We start from the raw sequence: 25,819 nt of genomic DNA on the forward strand, positions 1-25,819 counted from the left end.
CCGGCGATCGCGGGCAGCAAAAGGGCCCGGCCGGAATCGTTCCGGCCGGGCCCTTTTGCTGCTCCGGTGCGGGCTACTGCTCCGTCTTGCGGAGGCGGAACGTGAGGGACAGGCCCTCGTCCTCGAACGGGGCGCCGTACGCCTCGTCCGCCTCGCCCTCCGCGTAGTCCAGCGCCAGCACCTCGTCCGCGATCAGCGGCGCATGCTCGGTCAGGGCCTCCACCGTCGCCGGCGACGTGGACGTCCAGCGGACTGCGATGCGGTCCGCGACGTCCAGGCCGCTGTTCTTGCGGGCCTCCTGGATCAGCCGGATCGCGTCACGGGCCAGCCCCGCGCGCCGCAGTTCCGGGGTGATCTCCAGGTCCAGAGCGACCGTCGCGCCCGAGTCCGAGGCCACCGACCAGCCCTCGCGCGGCGTCTCGGTGATGATCACCTCGTCGGGGGAGAGGGTGACCTGCTCACCGTCCACCTCGACCGATGCCGTGCCCTCGCGCAGGGCCAGCGAGAGCGCCGCCGCGTCGGCGTTCGCCACAGCCTTCGCGACCGCCTGGACGCCCTTGCCGAACCGCTTGCCCAGCGCCCGGAAGTTCGCCTTCGCCGTCGTGTCGACCAGTGAGCCGCCGACCTCCGAGAGGGAGGCCAGCGAGGAGACGTTCAGCTCCTCCGTGATCTGGGCGTGCAGGTCGGGGGAGAGCGCGTCGAAGCCCGACGCCGCGACCAGGGCCCGGGAGAGCGGCTGGCGGGTCTTGACGCCCGACTCCGCGCGCGTGGCCCGACCGAGCTCGACCAGGCGGCGTACCAGTGCCATCTGGGTGGAGAGGGCCGGGTCGATGGCCGTGAGGTCCGCCTTCGGCCAGCTTGAGAGGTGGACCGACTCGGGGGCGTCCACGGTGACCGGGACGACCAGGTCCTGCCAGACCCGCTCGGTGAGGAACGGGGTCAGCGGAGCCATCAGCCGGGTGACCGTCTCGACGACGTCGTGCAGGGTGCGCAGCGCCGCCTTGTCGCCCTGCCAGAAGCGGCGGCGGGAACGGCGTACGTACCAGTTGGACAGGTCGTCCACGAATGCGGAGAGGAGCTTGCCGGCGCGCTGGGTGTCGTAGCCCTCCAGTGCCTGCGTGACCTGGTCGACCAGTGCGTTCAGCTCGCTGAGCAGCCAGCGGTCCAGGACCGTGCGGTCCGCCGGGGCCGGGTCGGCCGCGGACGGTGCCCAGTTCGACGTACGGGCGTACAGGGCCTGGAAGGCAACCGTGTTCCAGTACGTGAGGAGGGTCTTGCGCACGACCTCCTGGATCGTGCCGTGGCCCACGCGCCGCGCCGCCCAGGGGGAGCCGCCCGCCGCCATGAACCAGCGGACCGCGTCCGCGCCGTGCTGATCCATCAGCGGGATCGGCTGGAGGATGTTGCCCAGGTGCTTGGACATCTTCCGGCCGTCCTCGGCGAGGATGTGGCCCAGGCAGACCACGTTCTCGTACGACGACTTGTCGAAGACCAGCGTGCCGACGGCCATCAATGTGTAGAACCAGCCGCGGGTCTGGTCGATGGCCTCGGAGATGAACTGCGCCGGGTAGCGGCTCTCGAAGAGCTCCTTGTTCTTGTACGGGTAGCCCCACTGGGCGAACGGCATCGAACCCGAGTCGTACCAGGCGTCGATGACCTCCGGGACGCGGTACGCCTCCAGCTGGCAGTTCTCGTGCGTGCAGGTGAACGTGATCGCGTCGATGAACGGACGGTGCGGGTCCAGGTCCGACTGGTCGGCGCCGGTGAGGTCGGTGAGCTCGGCGCGGGAGCCGACGCAGGTGAGGTGATTGTCCTCGCAGCGCCAGATGGGCAGCGGGGTGCCCCAGTAGCGGTTGCGGGACAGCGCCCAGTCGACGTTGTTGTTCAGCCAGTCGCCGAAGCGGCCGCTCTTGACCGAGTCCGGGAACCAGTTGGTCTTCTCGTTCTCTTCGAGGAGCCGGTCCTTGATGGCGGTCGTGCGGATGTACCAGGACGGCTGCGCGTAGTAGAGCAGCGCGGTGTGGCAGCGCCAGCAGTGCGGGTAGCTGTGCTCGTACGGGACGTGGCGGAAGAGTTTGCCGCGCGCGGCCAGGTCCTCGGTGAGCGCCTCGTCGGCCTTCTTGAAGAAGATGCCGCCGACCAGCGGCAGGTTCTCCTCGAATGTGCCGTCGGGGCGGACCGGGTTCACGACCGGCAGACCGTAGGCGCGGCAGACCTTGAGGTCGTCCTCACCGAACGCGGGGGACTGGTGGACCAGACCCGTACCGTCCTCGGTCGTCACGTACTCGGCGTTGACGACGTAGTGCGCCGGGGCCGGGAAGTCGACCAGGGCGAAGGGGCGCTCGTACTCCCATCGCTCCATCTCGCGGCCGGTGAAGGACTGGCCGGTGACCTCCCAGCCCTCGCCGAGTGCCTTCTCCAGGAGAGGCTGGGCGACGACGAGTTTCTCCTCGCCGTCAGTCGCGACGACGTAGGTGACGTCGGGGTGCGCGGCGACCGCGGTGTTGGAGACCAGCGTCCACGGGGTGGTCGTCCAGACCAACAGGGCGGCCTCGCCGGCCAACGGGCCGGAGGTGAGCGGGAAGCGTACGAAGACCGAGGGGTCGACGACCGTCTCGTAACCCTGCGCCAGCTCGTGGTCCGAGAGACCGGTGCCGCAGCGCGGGCACCACGGGGCGACGCGGTGGTCCTGGACCAGCAGGTCCTTGTTGAAGATCTCCTTCAGGGACCACCAGACGGAGTCGACGTACGACGGGTCCATCGTGCGGTACGCGTCGTCCAGGTCGACCCAGTAGCCCATTCGGGTCGTCAGCTCGCTGAACGCGTCGGTGTGGCGGGTCACGGACTCGCGGCACCTGGCGTTGAACTCGGCGATGCCGTACGCCTCGATGTCCTTCTTGCCGTTGAAGCCCAGCTCCTTCTCGACCGCGAGCTCGACCGGCAGTCCGTGGCAGTCCCAGCCGGCCTTGCGGCCCACGTGGTAGCCCTGCATGGTGCGGAAGCGGGGGAAGACGTCCTTGAAGACGCGGGCCTCGATGTGGTGGGCGCCGGGCATGCCGTTGGCGGTCGGCGGGCCCTCGTAGAAGACCCACTCGGGGCGGCCCTCGGACTGTTCGAGGCTCTTGGCGAAGACCTTGCTCTCGCGCCAGAAGTCGAGCACGGCGTGCTCCAGCGCGGGAAGGTCGACCTGGGCGGGTACCTGGCGGTACTGCGGCGATGTCATGGGCGAGATTCCTCCGGCGGACGTTTTCCACTTCCGTCGGAGGGACGAGAACCGTGCCGGCTCCCGCGGTACCACCCTCCTTGGCCCCGGGTGTGCGCCCGTGGCCCCCTCATTGGGGTCGCGATGCCGGTTCTACTTGCCTTGCGGCGTTCTTCCGACGGCTCCGGGTGATTTTCACGACGCGCTCGCCCCCGGGCTCCCACCGTCCCCGGGTCGCTCCTGGCTGCCTACGACGCTACTCGTCCCATCCATGCCTCTCGCTGGGGCCAGTGTACGGGCCCGTACGGGCGACGGCCGACCGGTTTATCCAGGGGTCGCGACCGTGACCCGAATGGCGCGACGGGTCGTACGGAGTCCTGGCGGGGGCCGGGAGCCGGATTACCGGGCGGGGAGCTGGGCACAACGGTTTCAGGCGCGCGGTGATCCGGCACGAGGAGGGGCGATCCGGCGGCGTGCCCCGTTGCCGCGGGGCTGGGGTCGATTTATCGTCCCAGCACGATTCGCGTGCAAGATCACAATATGTGAAGGGGCCGCGGCCATGGTGGCGAAGAAGACCGCCGAACAGAAGTCGGCGTCAGCGAGATCCACGGGCGCGGCGGCCGAGGCGACGACCGAGGAGGCCGGCTCGCAGACCGCTGCGGATGCGGCTCCGAGGAAGGCCGTGGCGAAGAGCACGGCGACCAAGAAGGCGGCAGCGAAGAAGGCCGTGGCGAAGAAGGCTCCGGCCAAGAAGGCCACTGCGAAGAAGAGCGCGGTCAAGAAGGCTTCGAAGAAGGCCGCTGCGGCGGACACGGGGGCGGCCGAGGCCGCCGAGGAGACGGGAGCCCACACGGTGGTAGCCAAGAAGAGCGCAGCCCGGACCCGCACGGCCGGCAAGGGCGCAGCGCCCGTACCGCCTGCCCGGGCCGCCGCGACAGAACCCGGGGAGCTGGCCGTACGGCCGGGCGAGGACCCCTGGACGCCGGAGGAGGTCTCCGAGGCGCGGGCCGAACTGACCAGCGAGATCATGCGGCTGCGCAGTGAGCTGGAGGCCTCCGGGGTCGCGCTCGCCGGGTTGATGAGGGACTCCGGCAACGGGGCCGGTGACGACGAGGCGGACACCGGCACGAAGAACATCACCCGTGAGCACGAAATGGCGCTCGCCGCCAATGCCACGGAGATGCTGGAGCAGACCGAGCGGGCGCTGGCCCGGCTCGACGCGGGGACGTACGGACTGTGCGAGATCTGCGGCAAGCCGATCGGCAAGGCGCGGATGCAGGCGTTCCCCCGGGCCACTCTCTGTGTCGAGGACAAACAGAAGCAGGAGCGCCGCAGCTGATCCGCGGGTGGCGTGTCGTACTCTCGTCTTCGGTCAGGAACCTAGGTTGAGGGACTCACGTGGCAGAGGCGGAGCGCATCATCGGTACGCCGGACATCCCTGGAGCTGAGGGGACCGAGGGCGCCGGGGACAAGGTCCAGGGCGAGGTCCCGGGCAAGGGCAAGCGGAAGATCATGGTGCTCTTCGCCGTGGCCGTTTTCGCCTATTTGCTCGACCTGATCAGCAAGATGATCGTGGTCGCGAAGCTGGAGCACCACGAGCCCGTCGAGGTGCTCGGCGACTGGCTGCGGTTCGACGCGATCCGGAACGCCGGCGCCGCGTTCGGCATCGGCGAGGCATTCACGGTGATCTTCACCGTCATCGCGGCGACTGTGATCGTGGTCATCGCCAGGCTTGCCCGCAAGCTCTACAGCCTGCCGTGGGCCGTCGCCCTCGGTCTGCTGCTCGGCGGAGCGCTCGGCAACCTCACCGACCGGATCTTCCGCTCGCCCGGCGTCTTCAAGGGCGCGGTGGTGGACTTCATCGCCCCCGCGCATTTCGCCGTCTTCAACCTCGCGGACTCCGCCATCGTCTGCGGCGGCATCCTGATCGTGATCCTTTCCTTCAAGGGCCTGGACCCCGACGGCACCGTGCACAAGGACTAGCGGGGGCAAGGCATACTCGACAGGTGAGTACGTATCCCGAGGTCCGCACCCTGCCCGTACCCGACGGTCTGGAAGGTGAGCGTGTCGACGCCGCCATTTCCCGGATGTTCGGCTTCTCCCGCACCAAGGCCGCCGAGCTGGCCGCTGCCGGGAAGGTGCAGGTGGACGGGGCCGTGGTCGGGAAGTCCGAGCGCGTGCAGGGCGGCGCCTGGCTGGAAGTGGAGATGCCGCAGGCGCCCGCTCCGGTGCAGATCGTCGCCGAGCCCGTCGAGGGCATGGAGATCGTGCACGACGACGACGACATAGTCGTGATCATGAAGCCCGTCGGGGTGGCCGCCCACCCGAGCCCGGGCTGGACCGGCACCACCGTGATCGGCGGTCTCGCCGCGGCCGGGTACCGGATCTCGACGTCCGGCGCCGCCGAGCGCCAGGGCATCGTGCACCGTCTCGACGTCGGCACCTCCGGCCTGATGGTCGTCGCCAAGTCCGAGCGGGCCTACACGGTGCTGAAGGGCCAGTTCCGCGACCGGGTCGTCGAGAAGAAGTACCACGCGCTGGTCCAGGGCCACCCGGACCCGATGAGCGGCACCATCGACGCCCCCATCGGGCGTCACCCCAACCTCGACTACAAGTGGGCGGTCACGGCCGAGGGCAAGCCCTCCGTGACGCACTACGACCTCATCGAGGCGTACCGGGCGGCCAGCCTCCTCGACATCAAGCTGGAGACCGGCCGCACCCACCAGATCCGCGTGCACATGTCCGCCCACCGTCACCCCTGCGTGGGCGACCTGACCTACGGTGCCGACCCGACGATGGCCAAGCGTCTCGGGCTGACCAGGCAGTGGCTGCACGCGGTCCGGCTCGGCTTCGAGCACCCGGCGGACGGCAGCTGGGTGGAGTTCGCCAGCAGCTACCCGGACGACCTGCAGAACGCGTTGGACAAGATCGCGGCGGAGAGCGAATGACCACCGGCACCCCGGCCCCGTACACCACCCGCATAGCCGTCGACGAGAGCGACCTCGCGGCCTGCTTCCAGGTCCGCAAGGAAGTCTTCGTCGGCGAGCAGAGCGTGCCCGAGGAGATCGAGTACGACGCCTACGACGCGGACGCGGTGCATGTCGTCGCCGTCGCGGCGGACGGTTCGGTGCTCGGTACAGGACGGCTGCTGCACGGCGCGGGGGTGGCCGCCAAGACAGGTGGCGACCTCACCGTCGGCTCGCTCGGCCGGCTCGCGGTGGCCAAGCGGGCGCGCGGCCTCGGGGTCGGCGTGGCGCTGGTCGGGGCCATCGAGGACGCGGCCCGCGGGCTCGGTCTCGTCGCCGTGGACCTGCACGCCCAGACCCACGCGCTCGGCTTCTACGAGCGGCTCGGGTATGCGGCGTACGGCCCCGAGTTCGCGGATGCGGGGATCGCCCACCGGGCGATGCGCCGCACTCTCTGACAGCAGGCACCGCCCCGGTCGTACGGACCGGAGCGGCACCCCGGCACACGTCCGCGTCAGCCCGGCAGACCCCAGCGCGCTCCGCGTCCACCAGGAACGCTCCGGAAGGCACATCGTGGACCAGATGGCACTGCTCCTGCTGCTGTTGCTCGGAGCCGTGGTCACGGTGCCGCTGGGGGAGCGTCTGGGGCTGCCGGCGCCGGTGCTGATGACGCTCGCCGGAGTGGCCATGGCGTTCATCGGTTTCGTGCCGAAAGTGGACATCCCGCCGGAGATCATTCTTCCCGCCTTGCTGCCGCCGCTGCTCTACGCCTCCGCGCAGCGCACCTCCTGGCGGCAGTTCGCCGCCAACAGGCGCCCGATCTTTCTGCTGGCCGTGGCCCTGGTCTTCGTGACGACGGCCACCGTCGCCGCCGTGGCCAACGCGATCGTCCCCGGGCTGCCCATCGCCGCGGCCGTGGCGCTCGGCGCGCTCGTCGCCCCGCCCGACCCGGTCGCCGCGACCGCCGTCGCGGGATCGCTCGGGCTGCCGCGCAGGCTCGTCTCCGTCCTGGAGGGCGAGGGGCTGTTCAACGACGTGACCGCGATCGTGCTCTATCACGTGGCGATCGCCGCAGCGGTGAGCGGCACCTTCTCGCTGCCGCACGCCTTCGGGCTGCTGGTCCTGTCCGCGGTGGTCGCCGTGGCGGTCGGTCTCGCGCTCGGCTGGCTGACCATCAAACTCATGGGCCTGCTCGGCGATGCGACTCTCCAGGTGGGGCTGACGCTGCTGGTGCCGTTCGTGAGTTACGTCCTCGCGGAGGAGCTGCAGGGGTCGGGCGTGCTCGCCGTGCTGACCACCGCGCTCTTCCTCGCCGAACACACCGCCGACGCGGACGACGTGCTGGGCCGGCTCACCGGCCGCACCTTCTGGGAGATCGTCGACACCCTTGTCACCGGGGTGGCTTTCGGCCTGATCGGCCTCGAACTGCGCAACGTCTTCGGTATGTCGGCCGGCCGCGCCTGGCAGATGACCGGCTGGGGACTGGTGATCGTCGCGGTCGTCGTCGGCGTACGGCTGCTCTGGCTGCTGCCCGCCACCTGGCTCGCCAAGCGGCTGCACACCCGCCGCGACTACAGCGAGGAGCTCCCCGCCAGCTGGCGCGAGACCGTCGTCATGTGGTGGGCCGGGATGCGCGGCGTGGCCACGGTCGCGCTGGCCCTCGCGATCCCGCTGAAGACGGACGACGGGAAGCCCTTCCCCGGCCGCGACGAGATCGTCTTCATCGCCTTCGCCGTGATCATGGCGACCCTGGTCTTCCAGGGGCTCACCCTGCCGTGGCTGGTGCGCAGGCTACGCGTCCGCGCGGACACGGAGGCGCAGGCGGCACTGGAACGGGACCTGGCGATCCGCGCCGCGAAGGCCGCGCGGCAGCGGCTCAGGGAGATCCAGGAGGTCGAGGAGTTCCCGCAGGAGGTCGTGGAGCGGCTGTTGCGACTGGCTTACGACGTGGGGGCGCGGATCAGCCCCGAGATGGTCGACGAGGACCGGCGTGAGGCGTATGCGCAGCGTGCCGAGCGGCTCCGGGCGGTCAGCCGGATCCAGAGCGAGATGATGTCCGCGGCCCGCCATGCGGTGCTGTCGGCGCGCAGCGAGACGGGGACGGATCCGGAGGTGGTCGACCGGGTGCTGCGTCAGCTGGACGTTCGGAGCCTGCGCTGACGACAGGGCCTGCCGTAGTGCCGGGGGCCGGCGGCCGTGGTGTTGTCGGTCACCGTGCTGTCGGCCGCAACTGGCACCATTGCTCCCATGAACATCATGCTTTTCCACTCGACGTACGGCCTGCGCCCCGCGGTGCACGCGGCCGCCGCCCGGCTTCGTGCAGCCGGGCACGAGGTGTACGTGCCCGACCTCTTCGACGGGCGCACGTTCGAGACCGTCGAGGAGGGCATGGCCTTCAAGGACGAGGTGGGCAAGGACGAACTCCTCCGGCGCGCCGTGCTGGCCGCCGCGCCCTACTCCGAGCGCGGCCTGGTCTACGCGGGCTTCTCCTTCGGCGCGTCAACCGCCCAGACCTTGGCGCTCGGTGACGAGAAGGCGCGCGGACTGCTGCTGCTCCACGGCACGTCGGACATCGCCGAGAACGCGTCGGTCGACGAGCTGCCCGTACAGCTGCATGTCGCCGACCCGGACCCGTTCGAGACACACGACTGGCTGAACTCCTGGTATCTGCAGATGCAGCGGACCGGCGCCGATGTCGAGGTCTACCGCTACCCCGGGGCCGGCCACCTCTTCACGGACCCGGATCTGCCGGACTACGACGCGGCGGCGGCCGAGCTGACCTGGAAGGTCGCGCTCGGCTTCCTCGCCACCCTGTAGACGGACCCGGGGCCCCGCCACCGTGACGGTGTACGGGGCCCCGGCGGCGTCGACCGTGGATCAGGCGCGGTACGCGGCCCAGCTGTCACTCATCCGCTGCACCTGGCCCGGGGTGAACTGGTACATGCAGGAGTCGTACGTGTAGTCCATGAAGTTGTGGATCGGGTCGACCCCGGTCTTGTTGGTGCAGGTGTCGCGTCCGGTCGGGCACTCGAACGCGGCGCTCTTCTCCGCAGGCGTGTCGGAGACGTAGTCGCCGTTGCCGTTACAGCCGCCCTGGAAGGTGTGGTAGAGCCCCATCCAGTGGCCGACCTCGTGGGTGGCGGTGTCGCCCTCGTCGTAGTTGGCGGCCGAGCCACCCGGCAGCGAGGCATCGAGGATCACCACGCCGTCCATGCTCGGGCTGGAGTTGTACGAGCTGGGGAAGGTGGCCCAGCCGAGCAGCCCGCCACCGAGGTTGGCCGTGTAGACGTTGAGCGCGTTCTTGCCGCCCTTGCGCAGCGCCGTCTTCATCGCCCTCTCGGCGGACGAGCCCGAGGAGAGGTTGTACCAGGCGGCGTTGTCCGTGTAGTCGGTGCCGGCCAGCGAGAACTGGAAGCCGGTGTCGGTGTTGCCGGTGCCCTGGCCGCTGTAGGCCGCGTTCAGCACGTTCATCTGGCTGCTGATGTCGCCGGTGGTGAGCTTGCCGGTGGTACCGGAGTGGATGATGTGGAAGTAGACCGGGATGGTCGCTCCGGCGGCCAGCGTGGTTCCGCTGACCCGGCGGTCCGCGAGTCTCTCCTTCAACTGCGTGTCCATGGCCTTGGCCTGGGTCGCGGTGAGCTCGTTGGGCTCCGCGGCGTGCTTGGTGCCGGAGGGGCGGGCCTGGCGCGCGGTGGCGTCGGTGCTCGCGCACTTCTCGGCCGATGCGGATGCGGAGGACACCTTGGCGGCGGCTGAGCCGGTGGGCGCGGAGAGTGGTGCCAGGACCAGGGTTCCGGCCAGGACGACGGTGCCGATCGCACGGTTACGTATACGCGGCGATATACGGGCAAGAGTGCGCACAGAAACTCCTCGCGGATGTGTGGGGGTAGGAATTTCCTCACCCGCCGCCGGGAGATTACGTGTGCATGTCACATGTTGAGGAGAATCGATCAGGCCCAATCAATCGTCGGGCAAACCGGGGATACGGGAAGAAATATTTCTGTGCGTTCCGGAGTTTGAGATGCGGACGTAACGTCGCGCGTCACCCCGGCGGGTGGTGTGTCCCCATTGGGACAAGGGAACGCGCCACCCGCCGTGGCGATGTAATGCGCCGTCAACACGGCCTGGCATGGCTGGAAATGGACGTTCAGCGCACCGGGCGGTCCACCCGCTCGACCTTCTGGGTGCCGCTGAGCGTCCGGTACGAACGCGTCCAGGCCGCGGTCGCGTCCCGCTTCGTCTTGTCGGAGACCACGTAGTAGTCCATCTGCGAGCGCTCGGCGGTCACATCGAGGACGCCGTAGCCGTGCGAGTCCATGTCCACCCACTTCACATGGCGGTTGGCGGCCTTGACCGCCGCCGCGGCGAGCACGGAGACCGTCTGCGGTGCGACGTGCAGGATGTCGTCGAGGTTGTCCGAGGTCACGGACGTCACCACGAACTCCGTGGCGGCCGACGCCGAGAGCGGGTACGTCGCGGCCTTCACCGGCACGTCGTTGGCCCACGCCATGTGGATGTCGCCGGTCAGGAAGACCGTGTTGGTGATCGACCGGTCCCGCAGATGCGTGATCAGTTCCTTGCGGTCGTCCGTGTAGCCGTCCCACTGATCGACGTTGACCGCGAGCCCCTCCTTGGGCAGACCCAGCAACCCTGCCAGCGGCTCCAGCAGATGGGCGGGCACGGAACCGAACGCGACCGGCGAGATCATCACCGACGTGCCGACCAGCTTCCAGGTGGCGTCCGAACCGGCCAGGCCCGACTTCAGCCAGTCCAGTTGCGCCCGGCCGGTGATCGTGCGGTCCGGGTCGTCGACCGAACCGTTGCCGATCGTCGACTGCTGGGAGCGGAAGGTGCGCAGATCGAGGAGGTGGAGATCGGCCAGGTTGCCGAAGCGCAGCCGCCGGTAGACCGTGCCCTCGGTGGATGCGCGGACCGGCATCCACTCGAAGTACGCCTGCTTGGCGCCGGCCGCCCGGTCGGCCCAGGCGCCCTCCGTGCCCGGCGTGTGGTTCTCGGCCCCGCCCGACCAGGCGTCGTTGGCGAACTCGTGGTCGTCCCAGATCGCGATCACCGGATGCGTGGCGTGCAGGGTCTGCAGATCGGCGTCGGTCTTGTAGTGGCCGTGCCGGGTCCGGTAGTCGGCGAGGGTGAGGATCTCGTTCCGCGGCTCGTGCGGCCGTACGACGTACTTCGCTTCCGGGTAACTGCCCGACGCGTACTCGTATATGTAGTCGCCGAGATGGAGGACCGCGTCGAGGTCGGCGCGGGCGGCGAGATGACGGTACGGGGAGAAGTAGCCGGACTCCCAGTTGGCGCACGACACCACCCCGAAGCGCACTCCCGGGGTGGCGGCTCCGGCCGCCGGAGCCGTACGGGTGCGGCCGGCCGGGGACCGTACCGCCCCGCCGTCGCCCGCCGAGAATCGGAACCAGTACGTGGTTGCCGGGGCCAGGCCCCGGACGTCGGCCTTGACGGTGTGGTCGGATGCGGCCCTCGCGACGGTGGAGCCCTGCGCGACGATCCGGGCGAACTCCTTGTCCTCGGCGACCTCCCACCGCACCGCCGTGTCGGCGCCGCGGCCGGAGCCGGGCACGGCGTCGGGGGTGGGGGTGACGCGGGTCCACAGGAGGATGCCGTCGGGCAGCGGGTCGCCGGAGGCGACGCCGTGCAGGAAGGCGGGTCCGTCGGCGGCGCGGGCGCCGGTGGCGGCGCCGAGCACGGGAGCCGCGACGGCGGTGGCGGCAGCGGCCTTCACGAGCGTGCGGCGGCTGGGAGCGGAGAGAGACGAAGAAAGGTGTCGACTGGTCACGGAGCAGAACCCTACTGACCAGTACGCCGAACGGGTGGGCGAACAAAGGAAGTTCGCCCACCCGTCGGGAAGCCGCCGCCCGGAATTGGACCGACCGGCACGTGGGGGACGGCGTCGCCGCCCCCCTGTGCTGGTCGGTCTCAGCCCTTCAGGGCCTTGGTGATCGCGGTGTTGAAGTCGGCGACGGTCATGGGGGCGTTCTTGGTGCCCTCGCCGGTGAGCGTCTTGCCGTCCATCTTCAGCGTCGGGGTGCCCTGGACGCCGCTCTTGTCGAACGTCTCGGACATCTTGATCGCCCAGTTGTCGTACGTGCCGTCGTTGACGTCCTTCTGGAACGCCTTGTTGTCCTTCAGTTCGGGCACGGTGTTCGCGACCTCGATGAGGTACGAGTCCTTGGCGAACTTGTCGTCGGCCTCCTCCGGGTGGTACTTCGCGGAGTAGAGCGCGTACTTGTAGTCGAGGAACGCCTGGGGGCTGATGTCGAGAGCCGCACCCAGCGCGCTGAGCGCGTTCTTCGAACCCTCGCCGTTGTCGCTGTTGTCGATGAACGTCGCGCCGACGTACTTGATCTTGTACTTGCCGGCGTCGACGTCCTTGTGGACCGTCTCACCGACGGTCTGCTCGAACTGGGCGCAGATCGGGCAGCGGGAGTCCTCGTACAGTTCGAGGGTCTTCTTCGCCGTCGACTTGCCGACGACGACGGTTGTGCCGTCGGTGCCCGACGTGTTCTTCGGCGCGGTGACGTTCTTCGCGTCCTTGGCCGCCTCCCAGTGGGAGGGCTTGTTCAGCTGCATCACGCCGTAGCCGACGCCGCCGGCCACCGCCAGCACGGCGACGACCGAGAGGCCGACGACGACCTGCTTGCGGACCTTGTCCTTCTTGGCCTGGCGCTCGCGCTCGGCGCGCAGTCGCTCACGGGCGGCTGCCTTGTTGGCCTGGCTGTTGCGCTTGCTCATGGTTGTTCTCTCCGTGGTGTGTGGGGCGTACGTCGTCAGGGACTTGCGCGCTCAGGCGGTGGCGCAGGCCGAGAGCGGCGGTCCCCTCCGTCCCACGGAGTGCACGAGGAGACGGACGTGCGCGAGGAGGTGCGGACCGTACGGCGCGGGCCGGGCCGCGCGGCGCACGGAGCGGAAGGCTGTGCCGACCACGGCGACCGCGATCAGCAGTGGCCGGAACGCCGTGGCGGCGACCGCCCGCAGCAGACCGGCGAGCGCGGACTCGCCGCGCCGCAGCCAGGCCGCGGCCAGCAGACCGACCGTCACATGGGCGGCCAGCAGCAGCCACGGCACGGCGGGGCCCGGTGAGGCCAGCAGGGCGGCCGCACCGTGCCCGGGTCCGGTCACCGAGGCCAGCGGGGTGCCCACCGCGCCGACGCGGCCGAGCTGTGCGGACCCGGCACCGACATCGCCGCCGCCGCACAGGACGTCCACACCGACCGAACGCAACGGGCCTGCGATCGGGCCGCCCGCCGCGCCGTAACAGAGGTGCTGGCCCGTGGTGAAGACGGTGTCGGCGGTCAGCTCCAGCGGCACCAGCAGTCCGGCGATCGCACCGAAGCCGCGCTCCCGGCCGGCCAGTGCGTACGCCACGGCGAAGACCAGGCCGGCCAGTGCGCCGACGACCGTCAGAGGCAGCGGGACCTGGGACAGCAGCACATGGGACGCAGCGGAGAGCGTCACGACGAGCGCTGTGAAAAGCGCCGCGCGAACGACTCTGAGCTGCGTCCCCGATATGTCCATCGCCCGAGAGTGTGCCATGTGAACCTGTAAGCGACCCCTAAAGGGGGCACCGCTCGGTGAGGAGGCTCACAGCCCCGGGATGCGGCCGTTGCGGAAGAGGTCCACGAAGATCTGGTGGTCGGCGCGAGCCCGGGCCCCGTAGCTGTGCGCGAAGTCCACCAGCAGCCCGGCGAAGCCCTCCTCGTCCGCCGCGATCGCCGCGTCGATCGCCCGCTCGGTGGAGAACGGCACCAGCGAGTGGCCGCTCTCGTCGTCCGCCGCGGAGTGCATCGTCGCCGTAGCCCGGCCGAGGTCGGCGATGACCGCCGCGATCTCCTCCGGCTCGTCGATGTCGGACCAGTCCAGATCGACCGCGTACGGCGAGACCTCGGCGACCAGCTGCCCGGAGCCGTCCAGCTCGGTCCAGCCGAGCCACGGGTCGGCGTGGGCCTGCAGGGCGCGCTGCGAGATGACCGTGCGGTGCCCCTCGTGCTGGAAGTAGTCGCGCACGGCCGCGTCGGTGATGTGCCGGGAGACCGCCGGGGTCTGCGCCTGCTTGATGTAGATCACCACATCGTTCTCCAGGGCGTCGCTGTTGCCCTCCAGAAGGATGTTGTACGAGGGCAGGCCGGCCGAGCCGATGCCGATGCCGCGACGGCCGACGACGTCCTTCACCCGGTACGAGTCGGGGCGGGTCAGGCTCGACTCGGGCAGCGTCTCCAGATAGCCGTCGAACGCGGCCAGCACCTTGTAGCGCGTCGCCGCGTCCAGATCGATCGCGCCGCCGCCCGCCGCGAACCGGCGTTCGAAGTCCCGGATCTCCGTCATCGAGTCGAGCAGCGAGAACCGGGTCAGCGACCGGGCGTCGCGCAGCGCTCCCAGCAGCGGGCCCTCGGCGGTGTCCAGCGTGAACGGGGGCACCTCGTCGTTCTTCGCGCCTGTCGCGAGCGCGTGGATCCGCTCGCGGTAGGCCGCCGCGTAGACCCGGACGAGCTCACTGATCTGGTCGTCGCCCAGCGCCTTCGCGTACCCGATCAGGGCGACGGAGGCGGCGAACCGCTTGAGGTCCCAGGTGAACGGGCCGACGTACGCCTCGTCGAAGTCGTTCACATTGAAGATCAGCCGGCCGTTGGCATCCATGTAGGTGCCGAAGTTCTCCGCGTGCAGATCGCCGTGGATCCACACCCGGCCGGTCCGGTCGTCCAGGTACGGGCCGCCGTGCCGCTCCCGCTCCAGGTCGTTGTAGAACAGGCACGCCGTGCCCCGGTAGAAGGCGAACGCCGAGCCCGCCATCTTGCGGAACTTGACCCGGAAGGCCGCCGGGTCCGCGGCCAGGAGCTGGCCGAAAGCGGTGTCGAAAACCTCGAGAATCTGCTCCCCGCGCTGCGCTGCGCCGGTCTGCGCTTCCGACATTTCTGGGTGCCTCCTGGTACCTGGCGTTCATGACAAATGGGACGGGCGTCTCCGTCCCCTCAACGCGTGACGGTACTCGGGAGTGCCCCTCGGCTGTCAGTCCGGAGACGTAGACTTCCACGCTGTCCCCCCAGTCCGTCATTGCTTGTTTCCCCGGAGGCCCGACGCCGTGACCAAGCCGCCTTTTACGCACCTTCACGTCCACACCCAGTACTCGCTGCTGGACGGTGCCGCGCGGCTCAAGGACATGTTCGCGGCCTGCAATGAAATGGGCATGTCGCACATCGCGATGACCGACCACGGCAACCTGCACGGGGCGTACGACTTCTTCCATCAGGCGAAGAAGGCCGAGGTGACGCCGATCATCGGCATCGAGGCGTACGTCGCCCCGGAGTCGCGCAAGCACAAGCGGAAGATCCAGTGGGGCCAGCCGCACCAGAAGCGCGACGACGTCTCGGGTTCCGGTGGTTACACCCACAAGACGATCTGGGCGGCGAACAGCACCGGGCTGCACAACCTCTTCCGGCTGTCCTCGGACGCGTACGCCGAGGGCTGGCTGCAGAAGTGGCCGCGGATGGACAAGGAGACCATCTCCCAGTGGTCCGAGGGCCTGATCGCGTCCACCGGCTGCCCGTCCGGCGAGGTGCAGACCCGCCTGCGGCTCGGCCAGTTCGACGAGGCGGTCCAGGCGGCATCCGACTACAAGGACATCTTCGGCGAGGGCAAGTACTTCCTGGAGCTGATGGACCACGGCATCGAGATCGAGCGCCGGGTCCGTGACGGGCTCCTCGAAATCGGCAAGAAGCTGAACATCCCGCCGCTCGTGACGAACGACTCGCACTACACGTACGCCGGCGAGGCCGCCGCGCACGACGCGCTGCTCTGCATCCAGACCGGCAAGAACCTCTCCGACCCGGACCGCTTCCGGTTCGACGGCACGGGCTACTACCTCAAGACGACGGACGAGATGTACGCCGTCGACTCCTCCGACGCCTGGCAGCAGGGATGCGCCAACACCCTGCTGGTCGCCGAGCAGATCGACACCAGCGGGATGTTCGAGAAGCGCGACCTGATGCCGAAGTTCGACATCCCGGACGGCTTCACCGAGATCACCTGGTTCCAGGAAGAGGTCCGGGTCGGCATGAACCGCCGCTACCCCGGCGGCGTCCCCGAGGACCGGCAGAAGCAGGCCGAGTACGAGATGGACATCATCATCCAGATGGGGTTCCCGGGGTACTTCCTCGTCGTCGCCGACTTCATCATGTGGGCCAAGAACAACGGCATCGCGGTGGGCCCCGGCCGAGGCTCCGCCGCCGGTTCGATCGTCGCGTACGCCATGGGCATCACCGACCTCGACCCGATCACGCACGGGCTGATCTTCGAGCGGTTCCTCAACCCCGAGCGTGTCTCCATGCCCGATGTCGACATCGACTTCGACGAGCGCCGGCGCGTCGAAGTGATCAGGTACGTGACCGAGAAGTACGGCGCCGACAAGGTCGCCATGATCGGTACGTACGGCAAGATCAAGGCCAAGAACGCGATCAAGGACTCCGCCCGCGTCCTCGGCTACCCGTACGCGATGGGCGACCGGCTCACCAAGGCCATGCCCGCCGATGTCCTCGGCAAGGGCATCGACCTCTCCGGGATCACCGACCCCAAGCACCCGCGCTACAGCGAGGCGGGCGAGATCCGGGGGATGTACGAGAACGAGCCGGACGTCCAGAAGGTCATCGACACCGCCAAGGGCGTCGAGGGACTGGTCCGGCAGATGGGCGTGCACGCCGCCGGCGTCATCATGTCCAGCGAGCCCATCGTCGACCACGCCCCGGTCTGGGTGCGGCACACCGACGGCGTCACCATCACGCAGTGGGACTACCCGCAGTGCGAGTCGCTCGGCCTGCTGAAGATGGACTTCCTAGGCCTGCGCAACCTCACGATCATGGACGACGCCATCAAGATGGTGAAGGCCAACAAGGGCATCGATCTGGAGATGCTCGCTCTTCCGCTGGACGACCCCAAGACGTACGAGCTGCTGTGCCGCGGTGACACGCTCGGTGTCTTCCAGTTCGACGGCGGTCCGATGCGTTCGCTGCTGCGCCAGATGCAGCCCGACAACTTCGAGGACATTTCCGCCGTCTCGGCCCTGTACCGGCCGGGCCCGATGGGCATGAACTCGCACACGAACTACGCCGAGCGCAAGAACGGCCGCCAGGAGATCACCCCGATCCACCCGGAGCTGGAGGAGCCGCTCAAGGAGACGCTCGGCCTGACCTACGGCCTGATCGTCTACCAGGAGCAGGTGCAGAAGGCCGCCCAGATCATCGCCGGGTACTCGCTCGGCGAGGCCGACATCCTGCGCCGCGTGATGGGCAAGAAGAAGGCCGACGAGCTGGCCAAGAACTTCGTGCTCTTCCAGGCGGGCGCGAAGAAGAACGGCTTCTCCGACGCGGCGATCCAGGCCCTGTGGGACGTGCTGGTCCCGTTCGCCGGGTACGCGTTCAACAAGGCGCACTCCTCCGCGTACGGCCTGGTCACCTACTGGACGGCGTACCTCAAGGCGAACTACCCCGCCGAGTACATGGCGGCGCTGCTGACCTCGGTCAAGGACGACAAGGACAAGTCCGCGGTCTACCTCAACGAGTGCCGCCGCATGGGCATCAAGGTGCTCCCGCCGAACGTCAACGAGTCCGAGTCGAATTTCGCCGCCCAGGGCGACGACGTCATCCTCTTCGGGCTGACGGCCATCCGTAACGTCGGACAGAACGTCGTCGACTCGATCATCCGGTGCCGCAAGGCGAAGGGGAAGTACAGCACCTTCCCCGACTTCCTCGACAAGGTCGAAGCGGTCGTCTGCAACAAGCGGACCGTCGAATCACTGATCAAGGCCGGCGCCTTCGACGAGATGGGCCACACGCGCAAGGGCCTCGTCGCCCACCACGAGCCGATGATCGACAACGTGGTACAGGTCAAGCGCAAGGAGGCCGAGGGGCAGTTCGACCTCTTCGGTGGCGGTGAGGAGGACAGCGACGAGCCGGGCTTCGGGCTCGACGTCGAGTTCTCCGACATCGAGTGGGAGAAGTCGTATCTGCTGGCCCAGGAGCGCGAGATGCTCGGGCTGTACGTCTCCGACCACCCCCTCTTCGGCATCGAGCACGTCCTGTCCGACAAGTCCGACGCGGCGATCTCCCAGCTGACCGGCGGCGAGCACGCCGACGGCGCGATCGTCACCATCGGCGGCATCATCTCGGGGCTCCAGCGCAAGATGACCAAGCAGGGCAACGCCTGGGCCATCGCCACCGTCGAGGACCTCGCCGGTTCCATCGAGTGCATGTTCTTCCCCGCCACGTACCAGCTGGTCTCCACCCAACTCGTCGAGGACACCGTCGTCTTCGTCAAGGGGAGGCTCGACAAGCGCGAGGACATCCCGCGGCTGGTCGCGATGGAGATGCAGGTCCCCGACCTCTCGTCCGCGGGGACCAACGCACCGGTGGTGCTCACCATCCCCACGGTCAAGATCACGCCGCCGATGGTCGCCCGCCTCGGCGAGGTGCTCAGCAACCACCGTGGCAACACCGAGGTGCGGATCAAGCTCCAAGGCCCCCGGAAGACCACCGTCCTGCGGCTGGACCGGCACCGGGTCCAGCCGGACCCGGCGCTCTTCGGCGACCTGAAGGTGCTGCTCGGACCGTCCTGCCTGGCCGGCTGAGCGACCACCGCACACGCACCGCACACACAGGAGGGGCGCCCCGCGAGAGCGGGAGCGCCCCTCTCCGGTTACCGGCTACAGGCCGGACCGGGGGAAGACAGGTCAGTTGTGGCCGAATCGCCGCTGGTGCTTACGGGCAACATCAGCAGGGCTGCCCTGGGCCTGCGACTGAGGCTTCATCTGCGACTCGTAAGCAGTCGACTTCGCCTCCTCCGCACCGCGCTCCGCGGCGGACACGCGGTCCTGCTGGCTGCTCTGCTTGCGGTTCTTGTTCTTGGCCATGGTGTTCCTCCTGTGCGGAATCTCGGGGCCAGGACCGCTGTCAGACTCACATATCAGGATATAGCCCGCATGTTGGATCATTACCGTGCGTAGTAAAGGGGTATCATGCGCCGATTTACCGATCCGCCACGCCGATGATCGAGTTCCGGCCGTCAAGCCCCTTGCCGTCGGGCAGACTCGAAGGAAACCCTGAGCAGAACCCGTTCCCGATTTCTGGAAGAGGGTGGAACGCGTGGACCGTTGCGTCGTCCTGGTGGACGCCGGCTATCTGCTGGGAGCAGCCGCGAGTCTGCTGGCCGGAGAGCCCGCCCGTTCCCGAATCACCGTCGACCATGCGGCGCTGATCCAGGGCCTGCGTGAGCGAGCCGAGGCCGATACGGCGCAGCCGCTGCTGCGGATCTACTGGTTCGACGGCGCCCCCGATCGCGTACCCCAGCCCGAACACCGCAGGCTGCGGGTCATGCCCCGGGTGACCGTGAGACTGGGGGCGCTCACCCGCAGTGACGGGCGGTGGGCACAGAAGGGCGTCGACGCCGCGATGCACGCCGAACTCACCGAGCTGGCCAGAAACCGCGCATGCTCCGATGTGGTCCTGGTGACCGGCGACGGCGATCTGCTGCCCGGCCTGATGTCCGCCAAGGAACACGGCGTCGCCGTCCATCTGTGGGCCGTCCAGGCTGCCGACGGCGACTACAACCAGTCCGAGGACCTGGTCGCCGAGGCCGACGAACGCCGGGTGCTCGACCGGGCCTGGATCACCCAGGCCGTACGGGCCAAGGACAACGGCGGCAGTTGCGCCCCGCCGCCCGCCCCCCGTCCCGAGATCGCCGCGATCCTCTCCGCACCGCTGCCCGAGGCGGCCCTCGCAGCCTCCGCCGAGCGGGCCTCGGAGGCCCAGGCGGCCGCCGCCCGCAACGGCACGGCGGAGCCGGTCGTCAACGACACCGCGCACGCCCCGGCCGCGCAAGGCGGCAGGGGTGTCCCCACCCCGAAGGACCTGGCGGGCAGCCTCCGCGGCCCCGGCGCCCTGCCGGGCCACGCCGCACCGCCCCCGGCGAGCGCCACCCTGCGCTGGTCCTCCGAAAAGGGCTGGGTGGAGCGCGGCGGCCAGCTCGGCGAACCCGCCGAGACCGCCTCGCTGCCCACCCTCGCCCAGCTCACCTCCGCAGAGCAGCGCTGGGCGGACCGCGAGGAGGACATCACCACCGTCGGCGGCGACCCTTTCGAAGTGGGCCAGGTCTTTGCCCGGCGCTGGATGGAACGGCTGCCTGAGACCGTCCATCTGCAGAAGCTGTCGACCATGTACCCGCGCATCCCGCACCGCATCGACGGCGAGCTGCTGCGGTACGCGGCACGGTTCGGCCTGCTCGCTCACAAGGACGACCAGATCGACGAGCACGACCGGTACGCGATCCGGGCGGGTTTCTGGCGCGAGATCGACGTACGCGCGGCGGCCGAACACGCCCCCGCGGCGGAGTAGTCCGGCAGCCCCGGGCGCAATACGGGGCATCCGACCCCGTACCCTCATACCTCGTGAGTACGGGCACAGCACAGGCGCAGACGGCGACCGGGACCGTGTGCGCGGTGCGTGATCTGGTCAAGACCTATCCCGCCGCCCGCGGCCGCCGCGGCGCACCCGCCACCCCTGAGGTGCGCGCCACCGACGGGATCAGCCTCGACGTCCGGCGCGGCGAGATCTTCGGACTGCTCGGGCCCAACGGAGCCGGCAAGTCCACTCTCGTCCGGCAGCTCACCGGGCTGATGCGGCCCGACTCCGGCAGCGTCGAGATGCTCGGTCACGACCTCGTACGCCACCCCGAGCGGGCCTCCCGGCTGATCGGCTACCTCGGGCAGGAGTCCACCGCCCTCGACGAGCTGACCGTCTCGCTCGCCGCCGAGACCACCGGCCGGCTGCGCGGACTCGCGGTACGCGACGCCCGCGCCGCACGCGACGCCGTACTCGACGAACTCGGCCTCACCGACATCGCCGCGCGCCCCCTGAAGAAGCTCTCCGGCGGGCAGCGACGGCTCGCCTGCTTTGCGGCGGCGCTGGTCGGGGAGCGCCCGGTGCTCGTCCTCGACGAGCCGACGACCGGGATGGACCCCGTCGCCCGGCGCGCGGTCTGGGCCGCCGTCGACCGGCGGCGCGCCGAGCGCGGTGTGACGGTGCTGCTGGTCACCCACAACGTGATCGAGGCCGAGACCGTCCTCGACCGGGTCGCCGTCATCGAACGCGGCAAGGTCATCGCCTGCGACACCCCGACCGGGCTCAAGGAGCGCGTCGCCGGCGAGGTCCGGGTCGAACTCGTGTGGCGCGAACGCGCTCCCCTGGACGTACCCGAAGTGGCCGCTCTGCGCTCCCTGGCCCAGGAGTCCGGGCGCCGCTGGGTGCTGCGGCTCGGGCCGGACGAGGCGCGCGCGGCGGTCGCGGCGGTGACGGGAGGGGCGGCGTTCGCCGCACTGGACGACTTCACGTTGGCGACGCCGAGCCTGGAGGATGTCTATCTGGCGCTCGGCGGGAATACGACGCAGGGGCTGGTGAAGGCGTGACCCGCGTGATCGGGTACGGATGCAGGGCCGGGCAGGGACCGAACAGGAGCAGCGCCAGGTGACGAGCATTGTTCCTGCAGAGGTGGCCGGTGCCGAGCCGGTGACCGGAAGACTTTCCGCTGCCGGGGTCGGCGCGGGCGCCGTCGTCGCGCAGCTCGCGCCGCGCGCCAAGCTGTTCCCCTCGCTCGCCGCGGTCTACCGCGCCCAGCTGTCCAGGGCCAGGGTCGCCCGGATCCCGCTGCTCTTCGTGGCGACCTTCCAGTCCATCGGGATCATGATCCTGATGCGCGGGGTCGTCGACGGCGGTTCGGAGGCACGGGCCGTGGTCGCCGGATCCAGCGTCCTCGTCGTCGCCTTCGTCGCGCTCAATCTGCTCGCCCAGTACTTCGGGCAGCTGCGGGCCAGCGGCGGGCTCGACCACTACGCCACCCTGCCGGTGCCGCCCGCCGCGGTGGTGCTCGGTGCGGCCGGGGCGTACGCCTCCTTCACCGTGCCCGGCACGATCGTCACCGCGGTCACCGGGAGCGTGCTCTTCCAGTTGCCGATGACCCATCTGTGGGTGCTGGTCGCCGTCATCCCGCTCTCCGGGGCCGCGCTCTCCGGGCTCGGCGCCGCACTCGGACTGCTCGCACCCCGGCAGGAGCTGGCCACGCTGCTCGGGCAGCTGGGCATGTCGGCGGCGCTGCTGCTCGGGGTACTGCCCGCCGGCCGGATGCCCGCGCCGATCGGCTGGGCCCGCGATCTGCTGCCGTCGACGTACGGGGTGGAGGCCCTGTCCCGGTCGTTCGGCGTCCATCCCGACTGGGCGGTCATCGCCCTCGATCTCGGCGTCTGCGCGGTCGTCGGCGTTCTCTCGCTGGCCGTGGCGACCTGGGCGTACCGCAGGGCAGCGGTCCGGTGAGGCGCGACACAGGGACGCCTGGCACGATGGCACGGTGACCGCACCTCTGACGCCGCCCCACCGGCCCTCGCCCAACGATCCCTGGCAGATCCCGCCGAAGGGCGGTGGCTCGCACCCCGGGATGCTCCCGGAGTCGCAGGAGGAGCACGACCTTCGGGCCGACCTGCGGCGGGCTGCCCTGATCACCGTCCTGATGACGGTGGCCGGCGTCGCGCTCGGACTGCTGTGGCTGTGGCTGGCGCCGCGCGTCCCGCTGGTCTCCGACAATCAGGCGGTCTTCCTCAGCGACAGCGAGGGCGAGCAGGCGATCGGGGCCGACGGCACGTTCGTGCTGCTTGCGCTCGCGTTCGGTGCGGTGGCTGCGGCGCTCGTCTTCTGGTTCTTCCGGCGGGGCGGGATCGCGCCCGTGGCCGGCCTCGCGCTGGGCGGGCTGCTCGGGTCGCTGGTCGCCTGGGGGGTCGGCGTCTGGTTCGGGCCGGGACGGGACGTGGTCGCCCACGCGCGTGAGGTCGGTAAGGGCGTGGTGTTCGATGCGCCGCTCGAGCTGCATGCGAAGGGCGCGTTGCTGGCGTGGGCGCTGGCGGCGATGGTCGTACACCTGGCGCTGACGGCGCTGTTCGGGCCGCGGGATCCGGAGCCGGAGTGGGGGAGCTGGGGAGCGCAGGCGCCCGGCGCGCCGCCGGGGCCTCCCACGAAGCCGTAGGGGCGGCCGGAGCGGGGTGGGGGCCGCTGCGCGCGTCCTTCTCCCCGCCGTACGGGCTCGATTGTGCCGGGCGGCGGGCTCGTGGGCGCCTACGGCCGGCCGATCGGCGCGAACAGCGCCCCCGTCAGCGACGCCAGATCCGCCGGGGACAGTTCGACCTCCAGGCCGCGGCGGCCGGCCGATACGCAGATCGTCTCGTGGGTCTGCGCCGACGCGTCCAGCACCGTCGGCAGCCGCTTGCGCTGGCCCAGGGGTGAGATGCCGCCCCGCACATAGCCCGTCGTACGTTCCGCCGCCGCCGGGTCGGCCATCGCTGCCCGCTTGCCGCCGACCGCCGAGGCCAGGGCCTTCAGGTCCAGGGAGCCGGCCACCGGGACGACCGCCACGGTCAGGTTGCCGTCCACATCGGCCACCAGCGTCTTGAACACGCGGTCCGGGGAGACACCGAGCGCCTCGGCGGCCTCCTCGCCGTACGAAGGGGATGCCGGGTCGTGGTCGTACGCATGGGTGGTGAACGGCGTGCCCGCCGCGGTCAGGGCGACCGTCGCCGGGGTACCGCCGGTGCCGGACTGCTGCTTCTTCGACTTCTTCGCCACGGGGCAGGGTCCTCGGGTGGTGGAGGTCAGTTGGGGTGGGTGGGGGCCCTGGTCAGGTCCACCGCGGGCAGCGACGGCAGATGGCGGATGACCGCCGTCTCGGACCGCAGCAGCGTCAGCTCTTCACGCAGCCGCGTCGCCGTGTCCGGTGCCTGCAGCAGCCGCTGCTTGGTGGGGATGTCCAGGACGGCCGCGGCAGCCACCAGATAGGAGACGACCGACGGATCGTCCGGCAGGTCCGCGCCCGTCGTCAGTGAGCGTTCGCTTGCTCCGGCCAGCCGCTTCTGGTAGCTGCGGAACGCCCGCAGCACGCCCTCCGCGAGCGCACCGGCCTCCTCCCCGGAGTCCTCGTCGAGCTCTTCGAGTTCGGCCGTCAGATACGGACCGCTCGCGTCGACCGAGAGCAGCTTGACCCGGGTCGTGCCGGTCGCCAGGACCTCGAAGCTGCCGTCCGCCCGCTCCCGGATCTTCGCCGCGTCGGCGATACAGCCGACCCGGTGGAAGGTCTGCACGGGGTCGGGGCCGAAGCCGTCCGAGGGGCCGCGGTCGGTGGCGGCGGGCGCCGTGGCGGTGTCCGGCATGCCGACGGACGTCGGGGCGGTCTCGCGGCCGTCGCGGATGGCGACCACGGCGAAGCGGCGCGGTTCGTCCTCATCGGCCTTCAGCAGCTCACGCATCATGGCGCGATAGCGCTCCTCGAAGACGTTGAGCGGCAGCACAAGGCCGGGGAACAGCACCGCGTTCAGCGGGAAGAGGGGCAGACGAGCGGTGGTCACAACGGTCAAGCGTAATGGCCGTGCGACCGGCTGTGGTCGGCCCGGTTCCACAAGGGCGTCGCGGAGGCCACTTGGAGCCGCGCCCCGTCCCGCGCATCCAGGAACTGGCCGAGCGGATCGTCGGAGACCAACGACCATGGGAACGACGCCGCATGGGGTCCGATCAGCCGGAACTGTTCCAGTGCCTCGTCCCATCGGCCCCGCACGACCAGTACGTACGCCAGCAGATTGCGGACCTCGGCCGGCCAGGGATCGCCCGGCTCGAACGCGGCGGAGAGCGTGATCGCCAGATCGGCGGCCGTGTCGATCCGCTCCTCCAGCACCGACGTCGTCTTCACGTCCGGACCGGCGATCAGCAGCGCGAACGCGGCCCGCACCGGCAGCGCCTGCACCAGCGAGCTGGGCAGCGAGTCCTCGGCGGCCCGTTCGGCGAAGTCGAAGCACTCGCGGTGCGAGCCGTACCAGGCGGCGGAGAGGTACTGCAGCGCCGCGACATGGCAGCCGTAGTGGTGCGACGAGCGCCGGATCGCCTGCTCCCACAGCGCCTCGAAGGTGGTGTGCGAGGCATGCGTGCCGCGCGCGTGGTCCAGGGCGAGCCGCCAGGGCACCGGGTCGCGCGGATCGCTCTCGGCCGCCGCGGTGATCAGCGGCCCCACGTCGCGCAGCCGCTCCGCGCGGGCGGGCGACTCCCAGGCCCGGCGGACCGCCAGCTCGGCCTTGACGAGCAGGGCGTCCGGGTCGTGCGGAGCGGTGGCGAGCCAGTCGTTCAGCCAGCCGTCGCGGTTGCGGGCGAAGCTGACGAGCCGGCTGAGGTAGCGGTCCCGGTTCTCCCACTCGGCCGCCTCCCGGGTGGTGGCGAGGAGCTTGGCGGCCGGCTCGTACTCCCCGAGGGCGGCGGCTACGAGGGCCGGGGAGAGCCGTTCGTCCGGGGCGTCGAGCAGCACCGCATCGTCCGCCGACAGTCCCGTGGACAGCCGCGGCGAGTGCCGGATCATGCGCGCGGTACGGAGCAGAGCGCGAAGGAATGACATGGTGCAGACCATTGAAAAGCGCTGGTCGGGGCAGCGCCAGAGGGGCGCTGTGAAGCTTTGGTGCCGAGTACATGGGTTGCCCCGAAGGCGGTCAAGAAAAAGTAAAGGAATGCATGGAATCTGGCTTGATCCTGTTGTTCCGGCGGTGGGTGTCCGTCTTTTCGGC

21 protein-coding genes are annotated in these 25,819 nt (G+C 69.9%); 11 read left to right on the plus strand and 10 right to left on the minus strand.

From position 1 onward, the window contains the following. Window positions 1–73 precede the first annotated feature (73 nt). Window positions 74–3,223, minus strand: coding sequence for an isoleucine--tRNA ligase (gene ileS, locus OHB49_RS30750; RefSeq protein ID WP_329164182.1), 3,150 nt, complete (start codon window positions 3,221–3,223; stop codon window positions 74–76). A gap of 538 nt (window positions 3,224–3,761) precedes the next feature. Between ileS and OHB49_RS30755 the strand changes: the two genes are divergently transcribed. The 6 genes from OHB49_RS30755 to OHB49_RS30780 all read left to right on the plus strand — a co-directional run bounded on the left by OHB49_RS30755 (window position 3,762) and on the right by OHB49_RS30780 (window position 8,985). Further along, window positions 3,762–4,541: a TraR/DksA family transcriptional regulator gene (locus tag OHB49_RS30755; RefSeq protein WP_329164183.1), complete on the plus strand. Its 780-nt coding sequence runs from the start codon at window positions 3,762–3,764 to the stop codon at window positions 4,539–4,541. Between the two features lie 59 nt (window positions 4,542–4,600). Then, window positions 4,601–5,185: a signal peptidase II gene (gene lspA / locus OHB49_RS30760; RefSeq protein ID WP_327124466.1), complete on the plus strand. Its 585-nt coding sequence runs from the start codon at window positions 4,601–4,603 to the stop codon at window positions 5,183–5,185. A gap of 23 nt (window positions 5,186–5,208) precedes the next feature. Next, entirely contained in the window at window positions 5,209–6,150 is a 942-nt protein-coding gene (locus tag OHB49_RS30765) for an RluA family pseudouridine synthase (protein ID WP_313936854.1), read from the plus strand. After that, entirely contained in the window at window positions 6,147–6,626 is a 480-nt protein-coding gene (locus OHB49_RS30770) for a GNAT family N-acetyltransferase (protein ID WP_329164187.1), read from the plus strand. Before OHB49_RS30765 ends, OHB49_RS30770 begins: the two co-directional genes overlap by 4 nt. A gap of 115 nt (window positions 6,627–6,741) precedes the next feature. Continuing rightward, window positions 6,742–8,328, plus strand: coding sequence for a Na+/H+ antiporter (locus OHB49_RS30775; RefSeq protein WP_329164189.1), 1,587 nt, complete (start codon window positions 6,742–6,744; stop codon window positions 8,326–8,328). A gap of 87 nt (window positions 8,329–8,415) precedes the next feature. Next, window positions 8,416–8,985, plus strand: a complete 570-nt coding sequence (locus OHB49_RS30780) for a dienelactone hydrolase family protein (protein WP_313936851.1) — start codon at window positions 8,416–8,418, stop codon at window positions 8,983–8,985. 60 nt (window positions 8,986–9,045) lie between these two features. On the opposite strand, the gene OHB49_RS30785 is transcribed toward OHB49_RS30780, so the two are convergent. From OHB49_RS30785 to OHB49_RS30805, 5 genes are all read right to left on the minus strand, one after another. Beyond that, the gene (locus tag OHB49_RS30785) at window positions 9,046–10,029 is read right to left on the minus strand and encodes a zinc metalloprotease (RefSeq protein ID WP_329164191.1); all 984 of its coding nucleotides are present in this window, start codon (window positions 10,027–10,029) and stop codon (window positions 9,046–9,048) included. Window positions 10,030–10,315: 286 nt separating this feature from the next. Further along, entirely contained in the window at window positions 10,316–11,977 is a 1,662-nt protein-coding gene (locus OHB49_RS30790; RefSeq protein WP_329164193.1) for an alkaline phosphatase D family protein, read from the minus strand. Between the two features lie 140 nt (window positions 11,978–12,117). Further along, entirely contained in the window at window positions 12,118–12,933 is an 816-nt protein-coding gene (locus OHB49_RS30795) for a DsbA family protein (RefSeq protein WP_329164195.1), read from the minus strand. 51 nt (window positions 12,934–12,984) lie between these two features. Beyond that, entirely contained in the window at window positions 12,985–13,716 is a 732-nt protein-coding gene (locus tag OHB49_RS30800) for a hypothetical protein (RefSeq protein WP_329164197.1), read from the minus strand. 66 nt (window positions 13,717–13,782) lie between these two features. Next, the gene (locus OHB49_RS30805) at window positions 13,783–15,108 is read right to left on the minus strand and encodes a DUF2252 domain-containing protein (protein ID WP_326603158.1); all 1,326 of its coding nucleotides are present in this window, start codon (window positions 15,106–15,108) and stop codon (window positions 13,783–13,785) included. Window positions 15,109–15,277: 169 nt separating this feature from the next. Here OHB49_RS30805 and dnaE point away from each other — a divergent pair, with 169 nt between their 5' ends. Continuing rightward, window positions 15,278–18,814, plus strand: a complete 3,537-nt coding sequence (dnaE, locus tag OHB49_RS30810; RefSeq protein WP_329164199.1) for a DNA polymerase III subunit alpha — start codon at window positions 15,278–15,280, stop codon at window positions 18,812–18,814. A 102-nt stretch (window positions 18,815–18,916) separates the two neighbouring features. Here dnaE and OHB49_RS30815 read toward each other — a convergent pair whose 3' ends face one another. Then, window positions 18,917–19,096 carry a hypothetical protein gene (locus OHB49_RS30815; RefSeq protein ID WP_030972857.1) on the minus strand — a complete coding sequence of 60 codons (180 nt, stop codon included), beginning with the start codon at window positions 19,094–19,096 and terminating at the stop codon, window positions 18,917–18,919. A 223-nt stretch (window positions 19,097–19,319) separates the two neighbouring features. Here OHB49_RS30815 and OHB49_RS30820 point away from each other — a divergent pair, with 223 nt between their 5' ends. The 4 genes from OHB49_RS30820 (at window position 19,320) to OHB49_RS30835 (ending at window position 23,250) form a co-directional block, all read left to right on the plus strand. Beyond that, window positions 19,320–20,576 (plus strand): NYN domain-containing protein, encoded by a 1,257-nt coding sequence (locus OHB49_RS30820; RefSeq protein ID WP_030972855.1) that lies wholly within the window; start codon window positions 19,320–19,322, stop codon window positions 20,574–20,576. 95 nt (window positions 20,577–20,671) lie between these two features. Continuing rightward, window positions 20,672–21,646 carry an ABC transporter ATP-binding protein gene (locus OHB49_RS30825; RefSeq protein ID WP_030972853.1) on the plus strand — a complete coding sequence of 325 codons (975 nt, stop codon included), beginning with the start codon at window positions 20,672–20,674 and terminating at the stop codon, window positions 21,644–21,646. Between the two features lie 58 nt (window positions 21,647–21,704). Next, window positions 21,705–22,547: an ABC transporter permease gene (locus OHB49_RS30830; RefSeq protein WP_443079582.1), complete on the plus strand. Its 843-nt coding sequence runs from the start codon at window positions 21,705–21,707 to the stop codon at window positions 22,545–22,547. A 34-nt stretch (window positions 22,548–22,581) separates the two neighbouring features. Further along, entirely contained in the window at window positions 22,582–23,250 is a 669-nt protein-coding gene (locus tag OHB49_RS30835) for a hypothetical protein (protein ID WP_030972849.1), read from the plus strand. A gap of 89 nt (window positions 23,251–23,339) precedes the next feature. Here the strand turns inward: OHB49_RS30835 and ybaK are convergent, their stop codons facing one another. The 3 genes from ybaK to OHB49_RS30850 are packed head-to-tail and all read right to left on the minus strand — an operon-like array spanning window position 23,340 to window position 25,665. Further along, entirely contained in the window at window positions 23,340–23,846 is a 507-nt protein-coding gene (ybaK, locus tag OHB49_RS30840; RefSeq protein ID WP_329164204.1) for a Cys-tRNA(Pro) deacylase, read from the minus strand. Window positions 23,847–23,872: 26 nt separating this feature from the next. Continuing rightward, complete coding sequence (locus OHB49_RS30845) at window positions 23,873–24,622, minus strand: LON peptidase substrate-binding domain-containing protein (protein WP_030972845.1); 750 nt, start codon at window positions 24,620–24,622, stop codon at window positions 23,873–23,875. Between the two features lie 5 nt (window positions 24,623–24,627). Continuing rightward, entirely contained in the window at window positions 24,628–25,665 is a 1,038-nt protein-coding gene (locus OHB49_RS30850) for a hypothetical protein (RefSeq protein ID WP_329164208.1), read from the minus strand. Window positions 25,666–25,819: the final 154 nt, after the last annotated feature.

The sequence above is a fragment of the Streptomyces sp. NBC_01717 genome, from assembly GCF_036248255.1.
Classification (GTDB): Bacteria; Actinomycetota; Actinomycetes; order Streptomycetales; family Streptomycetaceae; genus Streptomyces.